Raw genomic sequence first — 21,153 nt, 5'->3', positions numbered from 1 at the left:
GGCCTGAGTTGGCGGTTTTGTCATGGGAAAGGTAGTGGATTTAGGAGTGTCCAGATGGGGTCGCTCCGGATGAGCAGGGCGTCAGACCTTTTTGTATATATATCTTTTTATTAAACATATAGGGAGATTTGAAAAATATGAAAAACCTAATGAAAACAATGACATATACGTATTGTTGAAGTCTTAAACCATCTCGCATGACGAGCCCCAACCACCTCGCATGACGACGAATTTCAACCTCGTATGACGAGCTCCTTATCTCGCATGACGACTTCCCATCTCGTGTGACGACAGTTCGGTTGATGCGCTTTCTGAACCAACCTCGTATGACGTAGGGAATTTCGTTCAAACCACCTCGTGTGACGACGGCTGTGGATAAGTCCCTTAATGATGAATTTCGTTCATTTTAGCGGGGTCGTAATATTGACGCGCTCAATAAAATAAGGATTCTCTGAGCGATGGCTCCTCGGAATGTTTTCGTTTGAGTGATGATTATTCAAGTTGTGGTGAAGGCGAGTTGGACGCTCAACGATGCACAATAATTAAATAAACAACAACTTAGGCGCTTTACAATTGAGTAGTCGTTAGTAAATTATAGGGTCTTAATAAACGCAGGTTGGTGTGTGTGGGGTTATCTGGTGGACCATAATTGGCATATTGCGTTTCATTCTGGAATGTCATCCAAAAGCGATCTGCGGGCTGCGGTTGAGGAGCGTGCGCCGGTGGGTGTGGTGGCCACCCTTCTAAACCTGTCGCAACAGATCCTGGTCCTGCCTCGATATCTCGATGGCGGGGGAGCGGTGTTTATCGACTCCGGCGCTTTCACTGCGTTTCAGAAGGGGGTCGAAGTGGATTGGGCCAAGGTCTTCAGTGTTTACGATACCGTTCTCGGACATACCGAAAGGCCTGAAGGGGTCAGTATCGTTGCGCCAGATGTGATCGGGGACCAGGCAGCGAGCCTGGCTCTCTGGGCTGAACACGCCGAAAAAGTGCAGATCTGGGCCCAGGCAGGGGCTCGCGTAATCGTGCCTCTTCAAAGAGGGGGGCTATCGGCCGGGCAAATGCTGGATCGAGCCGTGCGAATCTTTGGGACCGACCGCATATGTGCCGGCATTCCATCCAACCTTGAGGCGATGAGCCCGGAGGATTGCTCCACTTTGCGCCATCATGACTTCCACATCTTGGGAAGAGTCAGGCTAACAAGTGAGTTGAGATTGAAGCTCTGCGCTCTGCTGCAGAACAATCCAGCAGCGCAGTACACTGCCGATGCAAACTGGCTCCGCTCGCGGATCCGTCAGATCAGTGGTGCAGCACCTGCTTTCAGAGAGGCGGGTAGGCATTGGCCGCTTGATTCAACGCGAACCCGGGCCGTTCGAGAGGTGCTGCGCTGTGAGGCGTACAGTCAGCTGAAGAAATCAACCTTCCCGTCCCAGGCTTTTGCATAGGCGGGTTCGGAATAGTTTCTAATCCACGCGCGGGTTCCGTGGTGCTGACCGACGTCGCGGAGAACGGAAGAGAAGTGCTCACAGATGGTCTCCGGGAGCGTGACTTTGATCCCTTGCAATACCCCGTTTGCGATGTAGCGTCGTTCGAGAGTAGTGGCTACGCCCAGGATCATCTCAAGCGCCGTCTCTGGCATTCCTCTTGAGGTGCGAACGTCACCCTGCGCTGGGCTTACCTGACAACCTGTTCGGTCTTCAAACCAAATTACAAGCGTCATCTGCGGATTGATCAGGGCTCTGCGAAACGCATCGCTCTGTGTATGAAGCAAGGTCATAGCTCCGTGCAGCTGCTGTCCCAACAAGCTTGGGTCCGACTCCTGGTACTGGAGGCTTTTAGGTGATAGCAGTCGTCTCGCCTTGCGCAGGATGCGTTGCGTGAGGTTCAAGTCGGTGAGTGCGATTTCGTGGGCCATGTCTATTCCTGCCTTTACGATCAATGCGCTGCAGCCGGTTTAAAATCCTGGAAGGGTATTGAGAGGGTATCGCTCAACGTGCACCACGCCGTTACGAGAAATATTGAAGTTTGCGATCGCACCAATGTTCTTGATTTCTTCCAATGCGGCACGCACCTTGGTTTTGAAGGAGTCACGGTTGCGGTTGCTTGAGCCGCACAACTGTTGGATGCGCGCGATGGAAATATCTTCTGGAGAGGTGTGGCTGCAGTACCAGCCATGCAGCCAAAGCGCGACCGGTTTGCCGCGGAGCGCGTCTCGCTGTGCCCAGTTGATTTGGGTCCAGCCCAGGGAGTACAGCGACAAGAGTTGTTCGTCGAGTTGGATGAAATACTCCTGCGTCAGGCCATCCTTCCATGTCTTGAGCATCGTCGACGAGTAGCTGTATCTGTCGTCAAAGGTGATTCTCACTGCGCCGGAAACCATTCGATCGATGGATTCGTTGAGCCAGCGATAGTGGTCGCCACCTCGCGGCCGGCCAAGATAGGAAAGAATGGCTCCCGCGTGCACATAGAACTTCTCTCCTTTTGGTGTGTGTCGAGAGATGTGAATCAGTGTTTCCCATACGTCGAGATCAGACTGATCTAGCTGCATGCCTGTGAAGCGAATCGTCATCCCATCGCCTTGCTCGATGACTTCACCCTTCATGTAGCGTCGTGTCTTACCCTGGATGGCCGCGAAGAGCGCCCCGCGGATGATTGCGTTGGGAACGCCTCGAACGCTGTCGCCCCATTCCGGCAGTGCGTTGTTATCAAGCTCAGCAACCGGTGGAAGCAGGTCGCCTTGGGCAAAAAGCTCCAAAGAAAGGTTGCTCGCCTTCGAGGCAGTGCGATCGGCTGCCCGCCGTTCAAGCGCGAGTGCCTGGTGCAGTGGATCATTCATGAGCGGGGCCTTGTATAGGTTAATGGGCCTAGTCTGATAAAATTTATACCAAAATACAAACTTGGAAAAGTATAGTTTTGAGATTACTATATTGAACGAAATCCTATTGGCATCCGACCTATGATGCAGAAACTACCCTGGTTGCAATTTTCGATCTTGGGCTCCCTGCTTGCTCTCAATGTCCAGACGTATCAGTCGAGCATCAATATCTCCGCAGCCCTTGACGTGCTGGGAAGCGAGCCCCAGTCCGCCGTGGAGCTTCCGGTCGCTATTCAAAAAAAGCTCGATGAGGTCGACCGGCTGCGAGCAACGAATGCGGCGCTGAGCGCTGTCGTCGGTGCCGTGAATTTTGGCCCAGCGCGGGAAGAGGGGGTGACTAAGGTGGAGTCATTCCTGCCGCCTCTGCCGACGCCTCCGCGAGTTGATGCTCCGTTACCAGTTCCCACAAGCCTGCAGGCTTTTTTTGGTGGGGCTCCCGCTCCTGGTCCAGATGGCCCATCAAAAAAGGAGTCGGATTCGAAAGGGAAAAGCGAAGCCCAGGGACGCATGCTGCTGTCGCCCATCAGGTTTCGTGAGAACGGAGGCCTTGTGTATTTGGCGGCTGATGGGGTTGTTCGTGTGGTTTCTGCTAACGAGCAGGTGTATGGCGTGAACTGCCGTTTCATTGGTGAAAAAGATGGCATGGCCGAATTCGAAATGCAGGGCAGGAAATTCACATTGCCTCTGATCATTGCCCCAAGTTGAAGTTAGCGGCGGAGAGTAATTGCATGAAAAAAAGTCTCACCATTTCGTTCGTCCTGTGTCTGGCGGGCTGTGTCACAAAGCCTCCGCCGGCGGAGAACTTGAACAATGACCCCTTTGTGGGACGCTTGGCAGCCGCAGCAGAACTGGCGCAGCGCGATCTCGAACGCCTCTCCCGTGCAGAAAATGCGATCGCTGATCAAAAGCGCACTGCTTTGGATCGTCAGCGCGAGGCCGTATCCGTTGCTGCGGTGTTGCCTGGCTTCGACCGCAAGACTCAAGAGGTCTTCACGCTGCCCTATCCGAAAGCTATTGAGCGCGTCGCGAATCTTGCCGGGTACAAGTTTGTCCCGGCAGTCACACTTCCAAGTAATCCGCCGATGGTGAACATTGAGGGCAAGGGGAGAACCCTGCAAGAAGTGATGGCCCAGGTCATGGACCAAGTGCCCACGGATATGAAACTGCACGTCTATGCGGCAACCAAGACCGTGGTCTTGGCTACAAGGCAGCCTTGACGATGGGGATCCTGAAATTGAAAACAGTCCTGCTGGGCCTAATGCTGGTGGTGGCCAGCTTCCACGTGCTGGCTGACAGCATCGCTCAAGAAGAAGCGATATCGCCGGAGCAAGCGCTGCTGGAAGTGAAGAAAAAGGCCAAAGAAGCACCCAGCCCGACGATGGACGACGACAAGCGACAAGAGCTCGCGCGTATTCAGTTAATGAGCGAGGCCGGTCGTAACTACGGCGTGCAACTTGGGCGATATAACCGCTGGTTGGCACAAGCACGGCTACTGGACAATCAAGCCGTGCAACTCGATCAAAGCTTTCCGTTTGGCCGCCTGTATTTGAGATCCGGGACACTCCAGCCGCCTATCCTGGATTCAGCGGAGGATTACCGTGCGATTGAGGACGACGGCAGGTTGCGAAAGCTGGTCGACAAAAATTTTCGGACCATGGTTCAAGCGAGGTTTCGTAACACTGCGCTGACGTGGCGAGATTTTCTTTTGCCGGATGACATGGTCAAACCCCCGCTTCCCCGGGAAACGTTGCTCCCTCGCACTAGTGAAGAGAGTGAGCGCTGGGATAAGGCAATGCGCGAGGGGTGGGAGGAAGGCCGAAGTATGGCCATAGATGAAGCTGATCTGAGGCTGGAAGCGCTGCAGCGCGGGTTCCGTGGAATGGTGCTTTACCGACTCTTGGCGCTTCACGGGATGATTGATCCGCCGCAGGTTATCGAGCGACGCCCGGGTGAGGTAATCACCTCGGAGAGTGGCGATGAATTGTTGATCGGTGTTCGTGAAGAAATCATCTCGAAGGATGCTTACTTCGTATCTGAACCCGGGCGCTGGAAAGCCCTCGATTATGGCTTCAAGGCACCAGGTGAAAAATGAACGATGAAACCGTAGCACTTGGTGGCTTCAACCAGGAAGAGCAGCGCCAGTTCTACGAGACGATGGTCGAGCGAAATCCTGACGCCGCGCGCGAACTACAGCATCTCGTTGATGATGACATGCAGCGGCTGCACGATCGCCGGCGCCGCGCAGAAGACATGTTGCCTGACACCTTGAGCAAGGGGCAGGTTTATACCCCCCCCGAGTCATTCAAGTCGCAGCAGGATGTAGATGATCTGCTTGCCTATGTTCACGATAAAGAGGCAGCCGATCTCAAATTCGGTGATGGCGAGCCTCTCACAATGCGTGTCCAGGGAACCATTTATCGGCTCACTCACCGGGCGCTCACAAACGACGAAGTGCGGACGGTGATGAGTGTGCTGTATTGCTCATCCTCAATCGTGACCTCCGTTCTGGCAGGAGACCGCCGAGACTTTGCATATACCGCCCGTCAGGGTGCAAAAATGGGATCCCGATGGCGGGTCTGCGTGACGTTGCGTGGCAGTTACGAAGGTATCGGTTTCCGCATCGTGATGCGCCGCATCACCATTGATCCGCCTACGGTGGCAGAAGTCTATCTGCCGGACGACATCGTAGACGCCGTCATGAAGTTGGACCGCGGCATCATACTTTTTACGGGGCCTACTGGTTCAGGGAAGTCCACTTCTTTGGGCGCCCTTTTACGACATCGGATGCAATCGCCGCACCATAGCGATCACTTGATTACCCTCGAAAACCCTATCGAGTTTCTACATTCTGGATATCCGCATCCCTTTTCTGAGGTGACTCAATGGGAAGTCCCCAGGATGATGGCCACTTTCCCCTATGCCGTTGAAACCGCACTTCGCTGTGACCCCGATTTGATACTTGTTGGTGAGATGCGCGACAAGGCAACCATGAAAGCCGCGATCGAAATCAGTCTTACCGGGCATGGTGCGCTGTCCACGCTGCACACGTCGACTGCGGTACAAACCGTAACGAGGATTCTGCAGGCATTCACTCCAGAGGAAATACCTGCGGTCCAGTACGACTTGGTAGACAACCTTTCGATGATCGTCAGTCAGCTGCTTCGGAAGGGACCGGATGGGCGTCGTGTTGCCCTGCGTGAACGACTGATTTTCGACGGGCAGATTAAAGATCGACTTCGCTCAGCCAAGAACCTGAGTCATGAGCTGCGCAAGGTGATGGAGTCGCACGGGCGCTTGATGGTTGACGAGGCCCGCGAGGTTTACAAGGACGGCCGCCTGGCAAAAGCCGAGCTGGACCGGATTGAATTCATGGATTCCAAAGAGAGGGCAGCTTTTCAATGAGTCAGGTTCAGGTCTACCAAGTCGCAGGCGATGCTTCGAGTTATGTGCGGGCGTGTGGCGAACCGGAAGCTTTAGGCTATCACCCGTCATGGATCATGCTGATCTTGATCGCGATCTTCCTGAATTTCTGGTTGATCCAGCTTTTATGCGTACTGGGTATCGGCTTCATCATTTATGCAAAGCAACAAAACGCCACTCTGTTCGACATGGTTCGACGCTTTCGCAGATGGACTGTTGGTAACAGCCGCAAACCTTTCAGGAGCAGGTCATGAGAAGTAAACGCGCAATCGGTCTCGGAATCGTGCTGATCGGGTTGGGGCTTTTAGCGACAGCCCAGGCGGGCGAGTTGGTAGTCCATGATGCCGTTGTCGTGAATGACGGGTCCACCAGGCTGGTCAACTGTCAAAACACTCGCGGGCTGTTTGTTCTGAATCGGCCGCTGGCTCCGGCTGACGCCTATGTAGTCAATGCAGACATCAACGATTCGTCCTTAAGCGATGCACTTGCAAGGATATTGCCTGCTGGCTGGCAGGTCCGCTACTCGTCGCCCAACGTCGAAAATGAGCGTATCAGACTTCGCACGCAGACATACTGGGCGGACGCGCTGAAGATTTTGACTACTGACTTCAACCTGTTTGCCATCGTGGATGGTGATCGCCAGGAGGTGATAGTTGGCCGCTTGTGAAATCTCAGCCTACCTCGGGATCAAAGCCTCGGTTGACCTGCCGCAGATACATTTCATTCGCCGGCCCCGCATGGAGGCCGACGACGCGATCTGTGTGCTGAGCTTGATTCCTGAAGCCCAAGCCCACTTTTCGTTCGTGACGCTGCTGGAAGCCGAGGCCTGCTTCCTATTCTGGAACGAGTTTCTGGCTATCAAGTTGGAAATGACGAAGGGACAGTACTTCCAGCTCCGGCGGCATGTGCTTTGGCGCAAGTACATGTTCGTCACCCCAGCTGGGATGGTCGCGATGCTTGAAGACATGGACGCCGCGGTTTATGTGCCTTACGTGGACTTTCAAGCAAAATACGCGCTCAAAATGATCGACCCCCCTTAAGTTTATCAGCGCAAATCGTGTATGCTATTGAATAGACAAAAGTAGATATCAGTTGGAGGACACATGACTGCAACTCAAGCTCGGAATGCCAACACAGAATCTTCTGCGCCATGGCCGCCGGAAGATCGTCCGGTAACCGGCGGAGATGTGCAGGAGTTCCTGGAGCGTTTTCACCTGGACATCAACTTGATGGAGGCGGTGTTTGCGATTCCGTCCCGTCGGTCCTGGTACGACATGACGGTGAAAAAGGCCGACGAAGTAGTAAACGTGCCGAAGGCTGTTCTCGTGCGTTTCTACTCTGCCTATCCGGAATTGATGCCGTTCTACACGACTGAAACTGCTGAAGAGCTGCGCAGTCGGCTGAATCTCTCGCCGGCGGCGTTTGGCCTACTTGTAGGTCGTCAGGAGATCAGTGTTCGTCAATGGAGTGCTGAGCGCGAGCCTCACAAGGTGGTAATTCACCTGCTGTGGCTGATTCGGCAATCCTTGAACATCATCGACGGTAACCTTCCAGTCCTGAACGGTGAGGAGATGCTCGCCGACCTGGTACGTTTCAGTTTTCTGGAGTGGAGCCTGCGCAAGGAAACTCCTTCGCAGCGTCGAACCGATACTGCGTCCACCAATGCCATGCTTTTCAATGAAGTATTGAGCCTGGTTCCACAAGCCAGCCTGGCCAGGGCTACCCGGGGGTTTGATTTGAGCAATGTCCTCAAACCGGCTCCGCAGGCAGCCAAGAGCGATTCTTCGAACGTTTCCGTCTCTCCGGACGAGCGGCATCGCGCAACGCAGAGTGTGCGTGAGCGCAGGGTCGCGAACCAGTCCCTGAGCAAGATGGGTGAGTCGTTCAAGCTGTGATGGAGGAAGGAATGCGCCAAGATTACGGTGTTCTCGGCCTGGGGACGCGTGAAGGCAATCTGCGCTTCACAGAAGAGGTAACCGCTTGGCTTACCAAAATCGGCCAGGCCGCTGTTGAAAAAGGATTCGCGGAAAACCCTGAGGTCACGACCAAGCATCCACCGCTTGCCTCCAGATCCGTTGGGACGTTCGCACTTTACCTCGTCTCCACGTCAAACCCTGATAGGGGGACCACGCTTGTCGTCACTCACCGGGATCAGCGCAATCCGTTCAAAAGCGGCAGGGCTGATGGCGTTTCAATTCATGTGCAGGCTCGCGCATTGAAGGATGGCCGGTGGTTGAGCGAGAACTTCAAAACCGGTGCAATCCCGCTTATCTCAACGGATGACCTCGTTGTACTTGATTTGTTGAAGAGTGTGTTAAGCCAGCAGGCCAATAAGCCGTCATGAAAGAAAAGACCAGTCCTCGTTCGAGGCTGGTTCACCCAGAGTCCTTGCGTGCGCCTTTAATGGAAGCGCTGAGTGATCTCTTCATATCGTGTTGGCCTGATCCCGACCTGCCGGTCGACTCTTTTGCACAGGGGCTCAGTAGAGCGGTTGAAGGGCTCCTCAGTGGCGATAACCAGGTTCAGTTGCCGTTGATACCTCCCGGGCTAGTGGAAAGTCTCATGAGCCGTTCTGCGCGTCATTGTGATCGGGTGGTGCAGGGCTCTCGCGGTCGGCCGGCGTCTGGCTACAGTTTTCGCTTGGTGATAGAAGGCCACAGAGTAGGTGCGGTGCTGTTGGTGGATGTCACTGGAACGCGCGGATCTGACCAGGCTCTTGTTTTCATGCAAATAGCGGCTCTTTTCCAAGTCGATGAATTCGATCGGCATCGACACGCGATATTGCGCAACAAGTATGAAGCTGAGGGACTGTCCGATGCCCTGGTCAACGAGTTGACGCCGAAGTCACCCACGAGCGAGCAGACACTCGACTACGATCTCGATTTCAGTTCGGTCCCCAGCATGCGATAGCCTTTGACAGCGTTTTATCACTCTCTCAAGATCAAGCACGAATCCCGGGTAATCCTGATCAAAAAACACTCTGCCTACCCGTCGCTCTACTTCATTTCCCCTCTGAACAATGCAAGCACCTGATTTGCGTTGCCTCGGGCACCGGCAGGCACCCGGAGTGCGGGGGACTCATTCTGGCCATGACAGAATTCGGCTTAAAAACTTGATTAGTTCTGTTTAACAGAACTATAATGGCCTATCGGAATCGTCCCGGTCCGCCATGTTGTCAAGGAGAAGGCCATGACTGCAAAAGAGCAAAGTACGCTGAAACGCCTGCAATCGAAATGGGCTCAGCGCACCGCTTCACCTCGCGAGGTTAAGCGCTGCATGGATCTGGAGCAGAAAGCCCGCGCAGCAGCACGTTCGTAAGGGAAATCCAAGATGGGCAAACACATCAATAGCACCAAACTCACAGAGACTCTGACGCTCTCGGAGTGTAGTGACGGATTTTGGCTGTATGACAAGACTCGCGGCATGAATCTAAGTATGCGCGCAAAAACGACACAGGATGCCTTCGTAGAGTGCATTTCCTACTACCAGGAGCGGCTCGCCGAAGTGGAAAGTGAACACCGTGAACTGACTGCAAAGGTTGACGCCTTTGTGAGCCAGTTTTTGGAAGGCGATGAAGCCTAACGGCGGCGTATAGCCAGCGAAGTGGTGGAGGAAAAACGCGATGAACACTCGAAATAATTCCCGCTTGATTGATGCCGATGGCCACGCAGCTTGGGTTACTCGCGAAGCAGCAGCACGCTACCTGCGCCTCGGTCGTCAGCTCGGATACATCTGGCGTCAAACCGAATTTGGCTGGAAAGCCAACAGAACAAGCTAGGGGGAAAAGTCCCACAGGTACACACCAAACCTCGCCTTCAACGCGGGGTTGGGTCAGTAGGAGAGGCGCGGTTGTCGCTTCGGTGAGAATAAGGGTCTTTTCATGAGCGATACCGTTGAACATACTCGTATTCAACCTGTTCCGGATGATAAATGTCCGCGATGCGGCGGAGCCATGCTGAAAGGCAAAGCGCTTTTCGCGGTGGGTTCTAACGCAATGTGGGAAGGGAAAGCCCCACCGGTAAAGTTACACGACTGCCTGAAGTGTAATTCTTGCGGCCATAGCGAAAAGTTTGAGGCGGAATTCGAATACGGGGTGCGGGAATCTGAGACAAGATCTAGGACAAGACCAATGAATAACGAACGCGCCAATCAACCTCGAATCCCCGAACGGGATGCGCTTCACGGCTACTTGCGTCAGGCAACACAGCAGCAGTTACTGGCTCTAGCAGAGCTAGGCGTTTGGATGGAAAAGCATCATGAGTTGTTGCTCGCAGGTCGGGCGAATGGCATTCGCCTCGGGGCTACGAAAGAGGTAATTCAGTTCATGCTTGACAGCCTAGATCCCGATTTGGCCGGGATGGTCGCAGGCAACCTCGTACAGCTTCCAAACTGATAGGAAAAAAGGACGCTCACTATATGACGTTTTCAGACTTTCCGAAGATCACCTTGATTGAGTTCAGCGTAATGACCCTTGTAGCCTGCGTATTCACAGGCGGTGCAGTCTTTTTCGCAAGTCTGATCTTAGGTGTTGCCATGGACTCTGCCGCGAGCGCAGCTGATGAGGTTGTAACGGCCGACTTTCACAAAAAACTGCTGTGGTCCCTGCCCTTTTGTGTGGTGGTTGGGGTGGCCATGATTCATGGGCACGCTTACCTCTACATGAGAAATGTTCGGAGAATGGCCCAGTTAGAACACGAGCAGGCTAGTGTTCGAGCAATTCGCCACAAGGTCTCGCAGTACGAGTTCTTCGCATGCCTAGCAGTACTGGCTGTGTCGGCGATTGTGTTCACGCTCGTGGCACGGTGAGGGACAGATGATTCAGTCACGTACAAGTAGAGCCATGCCCAGGCTGCCCCACATCAAGAAACCGTGCCGTGACTGCCCGTTTCGCAAGGACGCCTTGCAAGGGTGGCTGGGCAAGGATCGTGCGACCGAAATCCTGGCCGCAGACTCGTTTGTCTGCCACAAGAAGACGGATATGCAGTGCGCAGGGCACATGCTCATTAACGGCCAGGGCAACGCATTTGTGCGCCTTGCGGACCAGCTTCGCATCGCGCTAGACCTGACAGGCAGCGAGCAGGTGTTTGAGAGCAAAGCAGCCTGCATCGAACACCACACCAGTTAAGGGGAAATGCCGCGATGAAGTATTTCGAGTGGGAAGGTGCAGTGACCGAGGCGGTGGCCGAGGCTATGGCCATCAGTCATTCCGACGCCTCGGGCATCGTTGAGGCGCAGCCGTTCTACATGCAGCAGTCGTGGGGCAAGGGCATGGATGTTCAGATGACCGCTGCCAAGGTTATGGAGGCGGCCCAGGTGGACGCCGAGGAAAGGGCCAGGACTCCAGCGCCGAAGCAAGAGCGCATGCTGTTCGGCGATGAGGCTGACGCTCACGCGTTCTGGAAAGATAGAGAGTGGAAAACCTATGCCGTGGATCTGGTGCAGGGACGGGGCAAAAAAGAAAAGGTTGTCCGCACCATGTACGTGCGAGCTCGAACAGGGCACGGAGCCGCGACTTGTGCAGAAGAAAACGATTGGTCCCGCAACCCCAAGCCTCGCTATGTGGCCCGCCTGGCCGGGCCTCGTGAGCTGGGCTGCACGCCTTCTGCATCAAAGGAGCAACACAATGAGCCTTCTGCACACAGGTGATAACTACTCCGCCACAATCACAGTGACGAATCTGCTTTGGTTCAAAAAACGTCAGATTGTGGCGTTCGCTCCCTCACAGGAGAAAGCAATCGAGGAGTGCATGGCATTAGCTAAAGCCGATGGATGGGCGCCACCAGTCTGGTGGCAGTGGTGGAGGCGCCGAGACTCGCATGAACCGAACATTGGAGTTTGCCTGTGAGCATCGCCGAGCCTGTTGGGAATCGACTCTGTGATTCGGTTGCCGACAGTCACAGACACAATTGAAAATGTCGCTCAGCCGCACCCCTTGCCCTGCCCTAAAAAGTGGGGCTAAGTCAGCAGAAGGGTGCCGTAATGGTGTCCCATTTGGAGATAGGAAAATGCGCAATACCACTTTGTTTTTGGCGGTTCTGTTTGGCTTCTCTGGTGTTGCAAATGCAGACACTGGCCGCATCACCGAGCGCGACGATTGCATTTCTAATCTGCGCGGTCATGCCGAAATGAACGCGGCGAAACAAGGCTACACCGTTTTGAAGATCGACCAGGGCGAGTACGCCACCACTGAAGATGGCGGCGTGAAATGTTCGGCTCAGTTCCTGATTGAGAAAGACGGTAAGGAAGCTTTTAGCCAGGTCTACAGCGGGCAGGTTGCCAAGCTGTCCAAGTAATTGGGAAAACCGTAAGCCTAGCTGCCTACGGTGCACTTTGCCCGGATCAAACTCTGGCAACCCCATCCCAATAGCAGCAGCTGACCAGGCAACGAAAACATAAGGGAATTCAGTTATGACAATTATTCGTCACCCCACCAACTCAGCAATTTTTGTTGGGACACCTGAAGAGTTTGATTTGGCGGTTGAAGGTGAATTCAGCGCTGCTGGCCATTGGATTGTGTCGGTTAATGACGTTGAACAGGATTTGATGTGTTTGGAGCCTGAGCAGGCAATGCGTGAAGGTGAGCGCGTATTTGAACTCAACGCACAACGGTTTCAAGAGGACATGATTCGTTGCCGTGGGATCGAGTTTGCTCACCTGGGCATGATGGTCGAGGTAAATGGTGAGATGGGCACCATCCAGGGCATGAACGCCAGTGCGAACCTGGATGTGCTGTTCACCAATCAGCTCAAACACGGCAAGCACACCCACAACTGCCACCCCAGCTGGAACGTGAAGTACTTCGATGGTAACGGCATCCTCATTGCTCACTTCGCTGAAAACGAATGTGTGCTCCGCCCCGAGCGTCCAGCAGCATAGGACGAGTCGCCCATGACACAGCTGATCGAGGCGCTACGCGCAAACGCCACAAAGTGGCGGGCAGGCCGCCGAGCCTTAGACGGGCTTCGGTAGTACCAGGGCAGGCATTTCGCGACCGCTAACACACATAGGAATCCGACCATCATGGCAACGAAAGCGCAGTTCGATGAAGCAGCACAGCGTCTGCTGGGTGAAGATAAATTTTCCGACCTGTTCGGGTCTGGCTTCTCCCGCCCGGACTTCTGTCGGGAAATCGCTCAAGATGAATTCATCGATAACCTGTTCAGCACGTCGACCAAACAGGCAGACCTCGATCTGATTCGCCGTGTCGCAAATCGCCTTTGGAAGGGTGATGGTGTCACCGGCCTGGACGACTAAGGCAAGTCGCGATACAACCCAAGCCCAGCCATCGAGCTGGGCAGCGGCATTAGAAGGACGCCGATTTTCGCGTCCGCGAAATCGACGAGGACATGAATGAAACGCACGCTCTCCGCTCTCACCGCACTGTTGGCATGCACCGCACATGCCCAGGATGCAGCTCCAGCGAATAACCCGCCCGTTTGGCGGGTAATCGTGACGCAGACAACCGTCGTTCGATTTGAGCCTGGCAGCGACGCCGTAAGATCGCTCTCACTGGATGTTCCAGACGACCAGTGCCGCATCGGCACCGTGAAAGCCTATGACCATCGTGGCCGGACCGAATCGGATAAAAACATAAAGCTGTGTGTCGGGCAGATTGATGGGTTGCCTACGGTGACAGGATGGGTGCTACCGGATCATATTCGACAGGATCTTGCTGCTGGAAAATTTAAGCCGGACGTAGACCTGTATCAGTCGTTTTCTTTCGGATTTGACGGAACGAAAGCTGTTCTCAAGTCGCTGACTTACACGGTGTCCGTCGCCAAGCTTTGAGTTGAGGGAAAACCCTCGCCCGCGCCTACTGTAGGAAAGTCGCAATGCAGAATTATTACCCCGCTCTATTGCCAATCACTGGGCCAGATGGTTTTCCCATTGATACAAAAGGCGATCCTGATTTACAGCAGGCGCTGAGCACCGAATTGGTGTTGGGTTTGGATGGCCGCGTTTTTTCCACCCTTACCCCGGCTGAACTGGAGTTGTTCAAGTTCTATCGTGACAAGGGCCGCAAGTTCGGTGTAGTCGCCACCATCCTTACTGCAGCAGACCTTGCCGAGTTGGCCGAGGCCAATTCTCAGGCGCACCAGGACGAGATTATGCGCCGTGTGAACAGCACCGTTTCTGTCATCCGCAGTTAAGGGACAACCAATCTTCACCCAAGCCCCGGCCTTGTACTGGGGCCGAGCCAGTAGAGGGGCCGGCAGCTCGCAGGCCTCACTTCAAGGAGTGCAAGGTAAATGAACATCCCGCCATGGGCAGTAACTGTAGGGTTGGTTGTACTCATCATTTTTGGACTCGTTTGGATGTTCGGCCACCGTACTGACAAATCCAAAGGTGCAGACGCAGAGGAAAGTGATCAACGTGAAGCGGCGTCTGTAGATGTCAAACTGGTCAACGTCCCGTTGGCGTCCGTCGATTATTTGCTCGACATGATTGAGAACCGAATTCACGAGATTGGCGTAACGTACCAAGCGAATGGAAGGAGCTATCACGATGATCTTGAAATGACAGCCCTCCGCGCCATGTCCCGGCAGTTAGGTTTCGACTTTGACGTGTCGTCGATTTCTTCAGGCTTTGCAGTCACGCGTCACGTCCACCAGCCTGTTTAACGAGCGTCACAGCGCTCAGGTAAGCTCAAGCCCCGGCGCCAATGGGTGGCATTGGGAAAGCCAAGATGCTGGCGGGGAAATCACGGCAAGCGGGTATTGGTTCATCGTCAGAGCGGCACTAGGGTCATGTCGCTGCAGCGGTTTACGCGTTCTACGCAAACTGCGCCAAACTGGACAACCGTCAGCTATCGTCCCCGATGGGTTCGAGACCGTCATTGACGTCATATTTTTTTTGAAGAGCTTGAACGCATAGGCACATGTGCCTATTATGGTTATCAGCGCGTGTTTCTCTTCGTCTGAAGATGATAAACAAGACTAGTTTGGGAGTTTTCCTGTGAAGTTATTTGCTGCAGTCGCAATCTGCTTGATTGGAAGTGTTGCCCAGGGCGCTGAGCCGCTAGAAATTTCGCCATTGAGGAACATAAAGCCAGAAGGTAAGGGGGATGGTTCGAATTGGACTATTTCGTTTACACCGAGCTATCTGGCTGCAAACCGGGAGATTATCACTCAACCAACCGTGACTTTCGACGTCGCGTCCGGCGAGTGCGCGCAAGGCGACGCGAGCGTTGTAAAAATGCATGGCGGCTTTGAGGTCAAGGTTCAGCAGAAGATTTGCGTCGGTGTAGTTGACGGCAAAACTATAATTGCTGGTTGGTTGGTTTCTCCAGGTGCGGTTCCAAAACCATTGATGGATGAATCGCTAACGGAATATGGGGTGGGTATCAAATTTGTCTTCGACGGTAATCAACTGGAAGCCGATCAATCGATCTACAAGTTCAAAGCAGCGAAGAAGGCAAGTGTTGATACGAATGCGAGCTCATAAATTGGTCGCCAGAACAGTGGCTTGGTTCAGCATGATGAACGATATGTCACGCTTGAGTCCGATGATGCTGCTTACCGTTTTGTTGTTCGGTGTGGCGACTAGTGTTGTTGCCAAGCCAGAAATGGAGGTTGGATTCTCACCGGCCGCCGGCGGCAAGAGCGCATTGAGTGTCGTACTCGGGGGGGTGAAAAACGCTCAGCATCAGATCCTGGTTGCTGCTTACTCCTTCACGAGCAAGCCCATTGCGACCGCCTTGGTCGACGCAATGCAACGCGGTGTTGATGTCCGTGTCGTTGCCGATATGAAGGGTAATAGCGCGAAATATTCCGCTGTAAACTTCCTGGCGAACAAAGGCGTTCCCGTGCGCCTCAATGGTCAGTACGCCATTATGCACAACAAATATATGGTCATCGATGGGCAGCACGTCGAGACTGGCTCATTCAACTTTACCCAGGCTGCTGCAAAGAGTAATGCGGAGAATGCCTTGTTGCTGCGAGACGTGCCAGAAATGGCGACGATCTACGCCCGTAATTTTCATAGGTTGTGGGATGAAGGCGAGCCGTTGGAGCCAGCCTACTAGGCCTGTCGCGTAGTTAGCGCGACGTTAGATCAATGGAGGGGATCATGCGTAAGTTAAGTGGCGCGCAGCGTGTGATGGCTGTCCTGAATGCGTTACCAGGTGGACGCTTCTTCAGCTCAGCCCGGGGGGTGCCGTTGGCAGTGTTTGGCGACAAAAGTGTTTGCTGGTTCGCCAAAAAGCAGCATTACAGGATCTTCCATGGTTTTGGCGTGCCAGGCCCTCAAAAGCGTTTTGACTACCCAGACATCACTGGTGTTGTCGGCCATTTCGAAGGGTTGAACCTGGCGGATTCAAACGCCGCGCCTCAGTCTCCACAGTAAACGTAGAACGCGGCAAGTGATGCCGCCGGCGCTCGGTTATCTCGTGTAGTTGCCGAAAGGACTGTCATCGACAAATCCGTCCCGCACATCCACATGGTCTGCAAGAGTTGGTCGAACGTTCGTCAGATCTATCGTTTTCATGGCGAGATTCGCAAATGTCAGCCGGGCACCAGGTTTATCTTGGTGATTCAACTGGGCAAACACCGCGCCGGTGTCCAGGGCGTAAACATTGCCAAGTTTCTGCAATCCTTCCCATTGAGGGGTGTGCCCTACAAACAGACGGCCAACTCCTACCACCCCTGAGTCGTCCTTCGAATTAAGCCTGGTGCGTCCCCACAGCGCGGTTTCGGTCACCTTTTCGTTTCCTTCGTCGAGCTGCTGCAGGAATGTTTGCCAGGTCATGCCCTCGGGAACGTCCGCATGGACCAGCCCTACAGTCCCCCGGGTGGTCTCAATCTGGATAGCCAGGGGTAGCCGGCGAATTGAATTGAGAATCTCCTTTTGCGCGTCTGCAGGTGTGTCCAACCACCAGTTCAGTCCATTGCGTTTGGCTGCCCACTCCACGACCTCATCTGGTGGATCTACCAGCGGATCGGAATAGAGCTGCATCAGCATGTCTTCGTGATTACCTCGAACGGCGTGCACGTATGGTTGGGCCAGGAAGCGAGCTGTGCGGTGGGAGCCTGGGCCTCGATCGATAAGGTCGCCGACCGGGAATAACCGGTCAACCTTGGGATCAAATTGGGCCAGTCTCATTCCTTGGAGTACCAGGTCGTAGGCACCATGGATATCACCGCAACCGAAATCCCTACCGTGAATATTCAGGGGAAGATGAACGATGCTGGAGTAGGGCGGGGGGCTTCTTTTGAGCATATCGGTCACCGTAGCGTAGAAATTCAGTTTGGCATCCCGGAGTCGCAGAGATGGACTTTGGCAAATTCGGGTTGGTCTTCATTCGGTAGGGGGGACTTATTGTTACTAGGTGATCCCGGCAGTGAAGGGGTGGTCAACGCTGCGCGGTCATGTGTATTTTTTATTGTATTTTTTTTATGTGGTTGTCTGCCCAAGCTTCGCTTGGGCCCATGTAACGCGAAGCGAAAGATTGACTTGTCCGATTACGCTGGGATTGTCACAACTTCTTTCTTCCAGGCGTTCCTGGCCACTTGATAAAGTTGAGCGGGCTGCAGCGTGGCTGGAAACTCATCACTCTCAATCACCGTGAGATTGAATTTTTTCGTGATCAATCGCCAGTGGAATGCCGGTATGACGAGAAACTGGTTTGACCAACCCGTGCTTACCAGGGTTTCCCTACGTGTGGGTGAGTCAAGCATTAAACAGGCTCGGGATCCCCGTTCGTTCAGTGGGATAATCACCCCGCGAGCGTTGTTGGCCGCCTGGGACTGGAGAAACCGATAGAGGTCGCTTTTGACATACCGCTCGCTGTAGAGCGATTCCAGCTGGTAGGGAGTATTCACGGCAGGCCTCAAAGCTTGGATGCGACGCGAGTGACGTCGACATGGCGGTCGTTATCTTGCTTATGGTCATAAATCCGCAGGGTCTGCTCCGAACGCTGCCCAACGGTAGTGAGGATGGTCTTGACCGGTACGTTGTCATCGATCAGAGCCGTGATGAAGGTGTGACGAAACCAGTGGTTGCTTGCCTTTTCCAGCAGCGCCGTCGCGCGCTGCGCCTCCGGCGGCATCAAAGTAGCCGCCAATTTTGCGGTGTTCTTGACTATGTCGAGGACCATGCGGCTGTTGAGCCCTGACTTGCCGTCGACCCACTTTCTGGGTGGACACAGCGGAGTGAGCTCGTCAGCTGCCGGTATGAGCGGCAACCCATGGCTTTGGCGCCAAGGCATCAGAACACCGGTGATGTAATCGACTGGCAGCGGCACCGTCCTGAGCCTGCCCCCTTTCCCGCGGAGTTTGATCCACCATCCAGATCGATCTTCATAGACCTGTGATTGTTTGGCGTGCACCAGTTCGCTCACCCGGGCACCAGTCACTGTCAGCGTCCGGATGATGAGCGTGTACTGTGAACGTTTGGCTAGGAGGCTCGCGGATGTGTCTGGCATCGCCGCCAAAGCTTGTTTGATGGCCATGGCCATCGTGTCATCGAACCACCGATCACTTGATTCGACCGCGGCAGATGAGCTTGTGTCCACTCCATCATCCATGGACGAACCGATCCGCGACTTGTTAGCCATTGGATCGCTGTGGATGTACCCCGATTTCAACCAAACGGTAAACATCGCGCGTATAGCGTTGAAGGCGTGGTTTGTAGAGGTGATGGACAGGCCCGAAACGAAGGGTCGCCATTCAACCGAGCCTCGCGGATACTTTCTCCCGGAGCACCAGCGGCTACGTGGCTGAGGATCCGCCAGAAATTGTTCGTACCGTTCCAGGTCGTTGTCGCTCAACTGAGAAATCAGTAGGTGTTGGTCGGACGCCCAAAGCCACAGCCGGGCTATTTCGGTCTGATACCGGCGAAGAGTGTGGCGGGAGTTACGCCACTTATAAAAGAACTTGCCGATCGCGTTCAGCTCCAATTCAACGGAGCTGAGTTCGCGCGTTATCGTTACTGGCAAAAGAGCAACCTCAGTCCCGGCGAGGATCTCTTCAGCCAATTGGTCGACGGGGTTGCGTTGCATACTTATCCACTGCTCCTGTGGAAAACTCTGTGGGTTGCATCACGAGACGCAGTTACCAGGCCGCTTTGGCTACCTGGTTGTTATTTGATCAATCACATCGAGCTGCCCGGGCCATTCTGTTCGATCGAGGGTTCTTGCTCGAAGGTCGTGATTTCATCGGCGGCGGCTTCGCGTCGGGACGCAGGTCCTGCAAAATGAATCACTTTGCTCGCTGTTTGAAGGCGTGAGTTTAGCTCGTTCACAGTACCCTGAAGGACGCTGACCTGAGTTTCCAGGGCTTTATTGGCCTGCAGCGCGCAGCGCAGGTCAAGGGCGGTGTCCTTGGCGAGCGAGGTAACACGACGTCGCTCTTCTGAGTTTGCTCTTAAGGCCCCCTCCAGTTCTTGTTTTGCTTGAGCCAGATGCTGGGCGTTTTCAGCCAGCGTCGTCACTGTCCGCTCAAGTGTGGACTTGCTGGCTTCGAGGGCAGCCATTTCAGCACGCTGGCGGTTGAGCAGCTCATCACGTTGGGCAAGTTGCACCGCGGTAGCAGATTGCTCGTTCTGCCAACTGGTGGCCGTTTCGTCGAGCTGACGCTGTACCGCTTCTATTTGATCGATGTGCTGTTGGATGCTGTGTTGCAGCGACTGCGCTTTCTGTTCGCTTTCGCCGTGTTTTTGGGTGAGGTGGGCCACTTGTTCACCGAGCTTGCCATGGGCCTGCGTCAGCTGCTCGATACGCCCTGATTGATCAGCGATTGTACCTTGCGCCGCCCTGAGCTGTTCTTTCAGTCCGGCTTCATTTTTTTGGGCAAGACTCAGTGCTTGTTGTGACTTGAGCATTTCTGCCTGCAGCAGCCCGATGGTGTTGTCCCGTTCAGCAACGTCGTTCCGCAGTCGTTGGATCAGGTCCTCGGCCGCGCTGATCTGGGAGCGTAGGTCCTGGACGGTCAAAGATGATTCGGTGTTGGCTTGGTTTGCAACTTCAAGCAGGCCTTCAACATGCCGGAGCGAGCTGGCCAGCGTCTCAAGAGACTGTTTGTTGGTGCGCAATGCCTGGTTTAACTGCAGGTTTTCGGCCAGGTAGCCGCTGACCTGGTCGCGGAACATGGTCTGGATTTTTTCAAGTTCGGGCGTCTCCGCAACATGCGTGGTGACGGTCGCAGCCAATTCATCTTGTCGACGTTCGTTCAGCGCGGCACGGACGCCATTGAGCTCGCCTTGAAGTCGTTCAATTTCCTCAGCCTGCAGCGCGACTTTGGCCAGCAAGTCCTCTGTTTCCCCGGTATCCGCAACCTGAGCTGATTCGCGCGACGGAGACAACGCCTTTTCGTGCCTGGCTTGCTCAAGGTCTAGAAGCGCTTGTTCGTGGCGGGTGGATAGATCCGTCAGCTGGGTGGAGAGCTTCGCTACCTGGTCGCGGAGTGTTTGAGTGGGGGCAGCCAAGTGTTGGGTGGCGGAAAGCCGTTGGCGAAAGTCAGCATTTTGGTCAGCGAGTAGTTTGTTGGTCTGCAGTTGAACGCGGAGTTTTTCACGGTGGCCACTGATAAGCCCTTTACGGTCCAACAGGCTCAGCAGGCCTGTGCTTCTGTCTTCCGTCAGGACCTTGTTCGCGGTCTCAACGATCCTTGCCAGGTCAACTCGTTCCTGCGCGGCATTGTGGATAGCCACGGCCATCTCTTTGCGCAGGCTGACAAATCGGTAGATGTGGCTTCGGAGCAGGTCGATGTTGAGACTGTGCTGAGCATCGTCAACAAGCCGGCGGACGTCCGCGTCGCTCAAGCTGAAATTTGATTGCATAACATGCTCCGAAACGTTGGATTATTTCAATATTCCCATGGTAGCCAACATTACCAAGCATAGAAAGGCCTTTAGAGCTTTTA

At 54.3% G+C, this 21,153-nt stretch carries 33 protein-coding genes; 27 read left to right on the top strand and 6 right to left on the bottom strand.

What is annotated here, in order from left to right:
* Positions 1-623 precede the first annotated feature (623 nt).
* Positions 624-1,445 carry a hypothetical protein gene (locus tag OZ428_RS34075; protein ID WP_269134270.1) on the top strand — a complete coding sequence of 274 codons (822 nt, stop codon included), beginning with the start codon at positions 624-626 and terminating at the stop codon, positions 1,443-1,445.
* Here OZ428_RS34075 and OZ428_RS34070 read toward each other — a convergent pair.
* Together OZ428_RS34070 and trfA are read right to left on the bottom strand one after the other, a co-directional pair.
* On the bottom strand, positions 1,403-1,915 hold the full coding sequence (locus OZ428_RS34070) for a hypothetical protein (RefSeq protein ID WP_269134269.1): 513 nt from the start codon (positions 1,913-1,915) through the stop codon (positions 1,403-1,405). The two genes, OZ428_RS34075 and OZ428_RS34070, sit on opposite strands and share 43 nt — an antisense overlap.
* 39 nt (positions 1,916-1,954) lie before the next feature.
* Positions 1,955-2,836: a plasmid replication initiator TrfA gene (trfA, locus tag OZ428_RS34065; protein ID WP_269134268.1), complete on the bottom strand. Its 882-nt coding sequence runs from the start codon at positions 2,834-2,836 to the stop codon at positions 1,955-1,957.
* Between the two features lie 120 nt (positions 2,837-2,956).
* Between trfA and OZ428_RS34060 the strand changes: the two genes are divergently transcribed.
* The 26 genes from OZ428_RS34060 (at position 2,957) to OZ428_RS33935 (ending at position 16,639) form a co-directional block, all read left to right on the top strand.
* Positions 2,957-3,580, top strand: coding sequence for a hypothetical protein (locus OZ428_RS34060; RefSeq protein ID WP_269134267.1), 624 nt, complete (start codon positions 2,957-2,959; stop codon positions 3,578-3,580).
* A 23-nt stretch (positions 3,581-3,603) separates the two neighbouring features.
* Entirely contained in the window at positions 3,604-4,092 is a 489-nt protein-coding gene (locus OZ428_RS34055; RefSeq protein WP_269134266.1) for a DotD/TraH family lipoprotein, read from the top strand.
* A 17-nt stretch (positions 4,093-4,109) separates the two neighbouring features.
* Positions 4,110-4,967 carry a type IV secretory system conjugative DNA transfer family protein gene (locus OZ428_RS34050; protein WP_269134265.1) on the top strand — a complete coding sequence of 286 codons (858 nt, stop codon included), beginning with the start codon at positions 4,110-4,112 and terminating at the stop codon, positions 4,965-4,967.
* Positions 4,964-6,277, top strand: coding sequence for a type IV pilus twitching motility protein PilT (locus OZ428_RS34045; RefSeq protein ID WP_269134264.1), 1,314 nt, complete (start codon positions 4,964-4,966; stop codon positions 6,275-6,277). Before OZ428_RS34050 ends, OZ428_RS34045 begins: the two co-directional genes overlap by 4 nt.
* A complete protein-coding gene (locus tag OZ428_RS34040; protein WP_269134263.1) occupies positions 6,274-6,549 on the top strand; it encodes a hypothetical protein in 276 nt (91 codons plus the stop codon). The genes OZ428_RS34045 and OZ428_RS34040 overlap by 4 nt, the downstream gene beginning before the upstream one ends.
* A complete protein-coding gene (locus tag OZ428_RS34035; RefSeq protein ID WP_269134262.1) occupies positions 6,546-6,962 on the top strand; it encodes a hypothetical protein in 417 nt (138 codons plus the stop codon). The genes OZ428_RS34040 and OZ428_RS34035 overlap by 4 nt, the downstream gene beginning before the upstream one ends.
* A complete protein-coding gene (locus OZ428_RS34030) occupies positions 6,949-7,335 on the top strand; it encodes a hypothetical protein (RefSeq protein ID WP_269134261.1) in 387 nt (128 codons plus the stop codon). Before OZ428_RS34035 ends, OZ428_RS34030 begins: the two co-directional genes overlap by 14 nt.
* 63 nt (positions 7,336-7,398) lie before the next feature.
* Entirely contained in the window at positions 7,399-8,190 is a 792-nt protein-coding gene (locus tag OZ428_RS34025) for a hypothetical protein (protein ID WP_269134260.1), read from the top strand.
* Positions 8,191-8,201: 11 nt separating this feature from the next.
* On the top strand, positions 8,202-8,639 hold the full coding sequence (locus OZ428_RS34020; protein ID WP_269134259.1) for a hypothetical protein: 438 nt from the start codon (positions 8,202-8,204) through the stop codon (positions 8,637-8,639).
* A 218-nt stretch (positions 8,640-8,857) separates the two neighbouring features.
* Positions 8,858-9,205, top strand: coding sequence for a hypothetical protein (locus tag OZ428_RS34015; protein ID WP_269134258.1), 348 nt, complete (start codon positions 8,858-8,860; stop codon positions 9,203-9,205).
* Between the two features lie 279 nt (positions 9,206-9,484).
* Positions 9,485-9,613 (top strand): hypothetical protein, encoded by a 129-nt coding sequence (locus OZ428_RS34010; RefSeq protein ID WP_269134257.1) that lies wholly within the window; start codon positions 9,485-9,487, stop codon positions 9,611-9,613.
* Positions 9,614-9,625: 12 nt separating this feature from the next.
* Entirely contained in the window at positions 9,626-9,877 is a 252-nt protein-coding gene (locus OZ428_RS34005; protein ID WP_269134256.1) for a hypothetical protein, read from the top strand.
* Positions 9,878-9,917: 40 nt separating this feature from the next.
* Entirely contained in the window at positions 9,918-10,073 is a 156-nt protein-coding gene (locus tag OZ428_RS34000) for a hypothetical protein (RefSeq protein ID WP_269134255.1), read from the top strand.
* A gap of 102 nt (positions 10,074-10,175) precedes the next feature.
* Positions 10,176-10,688 carry a hypothetical protein gene (locus OZ428_RS33995; protein ID WP_269134254.1) on the top strand — a complete coding sequence of 171 codons (513 nt, stop codon included), beginning with the start codon at positions 10,176-10,178 and terminating at the stop codon, positions 10,686-10,688.
* Between the two features lie 23 nt (positions 10,689-10,711).
* The gene (locus OZ428_RS33990; RefSeq protein ID WP_269134253.1) at positions 10,712-11,101 is read left to right on the top strand and encodes a hypothetical protein; all 390 of its coding nucleotides are present in this window, start codon (positions 10,712-10,714) and stop codon (positions 11,099-11,101) included.
* A gap of 34 nt (positions 11,102-11,135) precedes the next feature.
* Positions 11,136-11,420 carry a DUF6283 family protein gene (locus OZ428_RS33985; RefSeq protein ID WP_269134252.1) on the top strand — a complete coding sequence of 95 codons (285 nt, stop codon included), beginning with the start codon at positions 11,136-11,138 and terminating at the stop codon, positions 11,418-11,420.
* A 14-nt stretch (positions 11,421-11,434) separates the two neighbouring features.
* Positions 11,435-11,941 (top strand): hypothetical protein, encoded by a 507-nt coding sequence (locus OZ428_RS33980; protein WP_269134251.1) that lies wholly within the window; start codon positions 11,435-11,437, stop codon positions 11,939-11,941.
* A 359-nt stretch (positions 11,942-12,300) separates the two neighbouring features.
* The gene (locus tag OZ428_RS33975; protein ID WP_269134457.1) at positions 12,301-12,588 is read left to right on the top strand and encodes a hypothetical protein; all 288 of its coding nucleotides are present in this window, start codon (positions 12,301-12,303) and stop codon (positions 12,586-12,588) included.
* A 115-nt stretch (positions 12,589-12,703) separates the two neighbouring features.
* Positions 12,704-13,171: a hypothetical protein gene (locus tag OZ428_RS33970; RefSeq protein ID WP_269134456.1), complete on the top strand. Its 468-nt coding sequence runs from the start codon at positions 12,704-12,706 to the stop codon at positions 13,169-13,171.
* Between the two features lie 144 nt (positions 13,172-13,315).
* Entirely contained in the window at positions 13,316-13,549 is a 234-nt protein-coding gene (locus OZ428_RS33965; RefSeq protein WP_269134455.1) for a hypothetical protein, read from the top strand.
* Positions 13,550-13,645: 96 nt separating this feature from the next.
* The gene (locus tag OZ428_RS33960) at positions 13,646-14,083 is read left to right on the top strand and encodes a hypothetical protein (protein ID WP_269134454.1); all 438 of its coding nucleotides are present in this window, start codon (positions 13,646-13,648) and stop codon (positions 14,081-14,083) included.
* A 44-nt stretch (positions 14,084-14,127) separates the two neighbouring features.
* A complete protein-coding gene (locus OZ428_RS33955; RefSeq protein ID WP_269134453.1) occupies positions 14,128-14,445 on the top strand; it encodes a hypothetical protein in 318 nt (105 codons plus the stop codon).
* A gap of 99 nt (positions 14,446-14,544) precedes the next feature.
* On the top strand, positions 14,545-14,916 hold the full coding sequence (locus OZ428_RS33950; protein ID WP_269134452.1) for a hypothetical protein: 372 nt from the start codon (positions 14,545-14,547) through the stop codon (positions 14,914-14,916).
* A gap of 334 nt (positions 14,917-15,250) precedes the next feature.
* A complete protein-coding gene (locus OZ428_RS33945) occupies positions 15,251-15,739 on the top strand; it encodes a hypothetical protein (protein WP_269134451.1) in 489 nt (162 codons plus the stop codon).
* A 31-nt stretch (positions 15,740-15,770) separates the two neighbouring features.
* Positions 15,771-16,319, top strand: coding sequence for a phospholipase D family nuclease (locus OZ428_RS33940; RefSeq protein ID WP_269134450.1), 549 nt, complete (start codon positions 15,771-15,773; stop codon positions 16,317-16,319).
* Between the two features lie 44 nt (positions 16,320-16,363).
* Positions 16,364-16,639: a hypothetical protein gene (locus OZ428_RS33935; protein WP_269134449.1), complete on the top strand. Its 276-nt coding sequence runs from the start codon at positions 16,364-16,366 to the stop codon at positions 16,637-16,639.
* A gap of 36 nt (positions 16,640-16,675) precedes the next feature.
* On the opposite strand, the gene OZ428_RS33930 is transcribed toward OZ428_RS33935, so the two are convergent.
* The 4 genes from OZ428_RS33930 to OZ428_RS33915 form a co-directional block, all read right to left on the bottom strand.
* Positions 16,676-17,512 (bottom strand): metallophosphoesterase, encoded by an 837-nt coding sequence (locus OZ428_RS33930; protein ID WP_269134448.1) that lies wholly within the window; start codon positions 17,510-17,512, stop codon positions 16,676-16,678.
* A gap of 242 nt (positions 17,513-17,754) precedes the next feature.
* Positions 17,755-18,114 (bottom strand): hypothetical protein, encoded by a 360-nt coding sequence (locus OZ428_RS33925; RefSeq protein ID WP_269134447.1) that lies wholly within the window; start codon positions 18,112-18,114, stop codon positions 17,755-17,757.
* 8 nt (positions 18,115-18,122) lie between these two features.
* Complete coding sequence (locus OZ428_RS33920) at positions 18,123-19,292, bottom strand: tyrosine-type recombinase/integrase (RefSeq protein WP_269134446.1); 1,170 nt, start codon at positions 19,290-19,292, stop codon at positions 18,123-18,125.
* A gap of 92 nt (positions 19,293-19,384) precedes the next feature.
* A complete protein-coding gene (locus tag OZ428_RS33915; protein WP_269134445.1) occupies positions 19,385-21,070 on the bottom strand; it encodes a hypothetical protein in 1,686 nt (561 codons plus the stop codon).
* Positions 21,071-21,153: the final 83 nt, after the last annotated feature.

Origin of the sequence: Pseudomonas sp. GXZC, assembly GCF_026967615.1 — a bacterium.
Classification (GTDB): Bacteria; Pseudomonadota; Gammaproteobacteria; order Pseudomonadales; family Pseudomonadaceae; genus Aquipseudomonas; species Aquipseudomonas azotoformans_A.
This window is presented reverse-complemented; position numbering and strand designations above follow the sequence as displayed.

Bases quoted from the DNA above. Each gene is read 5' to 3' on its own strand.
- OZ428_RS34070 (WP_269134269.1), bottom strand. From the start codon at position 1,915: ATGGCCCACGAAATCGCACTCACCGACTTGAACCTCACGCAACGCATC.
- trfA (WP_269134268.1), bottom strand. From the start codon at position 2,836: ATGAATGATCCACTGCACCAGGCACTCGCGCTTGAACGGCGGGCAGCC.
- OZ428_RS34060 (WP_269134267.1), top strand. From the start codon at position 2,957: ATGATGCAGAAACTACCCTGGTTGCAATTTTCGATCTTGGGCTCCCTG.
- OZ428_RS34055 (WP_269134266.1), top strand. From the start codon at position 3,604: ATGAAAAAAAGTCTCACCATTTCGTTCGTCCTGTGTCTGGCGGGCTGT.
- OZ428_RS34045 (WP_269134264.1), top strand. From the start codon at position 4,964: ATGAACGATGAAACCGTAGCACTTGGTGGCTTCAACCAGGAAGAGCAG.
- OZ428_RS34040 (WP_269134263.1), top strand. From the start codon at position 6,274: ATGAGTCAGGTTCAGGTCTACCAAGTCGCAGGCGATGCTTCGAGTTAT.
- OZ428_RS34035 (WP_269134262.1), top strand. From the start codon at position 6,546: ATGAGAAGTAAACGCGCAATCGGTCTCGGAATCGTGCTGATCGGGTTG.
- OZ428_RS34025 (WP_269134260.1), top strand. From the start codon at position 7,399: ATGACTGCAACTCAAGCTCGGAATGCCAACACAGAATCTTCTGCGCCA.
- OZ428_RS34020 (WP_269134259.1), top strand. From the start codon at position 8,202: ATGCGCCAAGATTACGGTGTTCTCGGCCTGGGGACGCGTGAAGGCAAT.
- OZ428_RS34015 (WP_269134258.1), top strand. From the start codon at position 8,858: ATGAGCCGTTCTGCGCGTCATTGTGATCGGGTGGTGCAGGGCTCTCGC.
- OZ428_RS34010 (WP_269134257.1), top strand. From the start codon at position 9,485: ATGACTGCAAAAGAGCAAAGTACGCTGAAACGCCTGCAATCGAAATGG.
- OZ428_RS34005 (WP_269134256.1), top strand. From the start codon at position 9,626: ATGGGCAAACACATCAATAGCACCAAACTCACAGAGACTCTGACGCTC.
- OZ428_RS34000 (WP_269134255.1), top strand. From the start codon at position 9,918: ATGAACACTCGAAATAATTCCCGCTTGATTGATGCCGATGGCCACGCA.
- OZ428_RS33995 (WP_269134254.1), top strand. From the start codon at position 10,176: ATGAGCGATACCGTTGAACATACTCGTATTCAACCTGTTCCGGATGAT.
- OZ428_RS33990 (WP_269134253.1), top strand. From the start codon at position 10,712: ATGACGTTTTCAGACTTTCCGAAGATCACCTTGATTGAGTTCAGCGTA.
- OZ428_RS33985 (WP_269134252.1), top strand. From the start codon at position 11,136: ATGCCCAGGCTGCCCCACATCAAGAAACCGTGCCGTGACTGCCCGTTT.
- OZ428_RS33980 (WP_269134251.1), top strand. From the start codon at position 11,435: ATGAAGTATTTCGAGTGGGAAGGTGCAGTGACCGAGGCGGTGGCCGAG.
- OZ428_RS33975 (WP_269134457.1), top strand. From the start codon at position 12,301: ATGCGCAATACCACTTTGTTTTTGGCGGTTCTGTTTGGCTTCTCTGGT.
- OZ428_RS33970 (WP_269134456.1), top strand. From the start codon at position 12,704: ATGACAATTATTCGTCACCCCACCAACTCAGCAATTTTTGTTGGGACA.
- OZ428_RS33965 (WP_269134455.1), top strand. From the start codon at position 13,316: ATGGCAACGAAAGCGCAGTTCGATGAAGCAGCACAGCGTCTGCTGGGT.
- OZ428_RS33960 (WP_269134454.1), top strand. From the start codon at position 13,646: ATGAAACGCACGCTCTCCGCTCTCACCGCACTGTTGGCATGCACCGCA.
- OZ428_RS33955 (WP_269134453.1), top strand. From the start codon at position 14,128: ATGCAGAATTATTACCCCGCTCTATTGCCAATCACTGGGCCAGATGGT.
- OZ428_RS33950 (WP_269134452.1), top strand. From the start codon at position 14,545: ATGAACATCCCGCCATGGGCAGTAACTGTAGGGTTGGTTGTACTCATC.
- OZ428_RS33940 (WP_269134450.1), top strand. From the start codon at position 15,771: ATGATGAACGATATGTCACGCTTGAGTCCGATGATGCTGCTTACCGTT.
- OZ428_RS33935 (WP_269134449.1), top strand. From the start codon at position 16,364: ATGCGTAAGTTAAGTGGCGCGCAGCGTGTGATGGCTGTCCTGAATGCG.
- OZ428_RS33930 (WP_269134448.1), bottom strand. From the start codon at position 17,512: ATGCTCAAAAGAAGCCCCCCGCCCTACTCCAGCATCGTTCATCTTCCC.
- OZ428_RS33920 (WP_269134446.1), bottom strand. From the start codon at position 19,292: ATGCAACGCAACCCCGTCGACCAATTGGCTGAAGAGATCCTCGCCGGG.
- OZ428_RS33915 (WP_269134445.1), bottom strand. From the start codon at position 21,070: ATGCAATCAAATTTCAGCTTGAGCGACGCGGACGTCCGCCGGCTTGTT.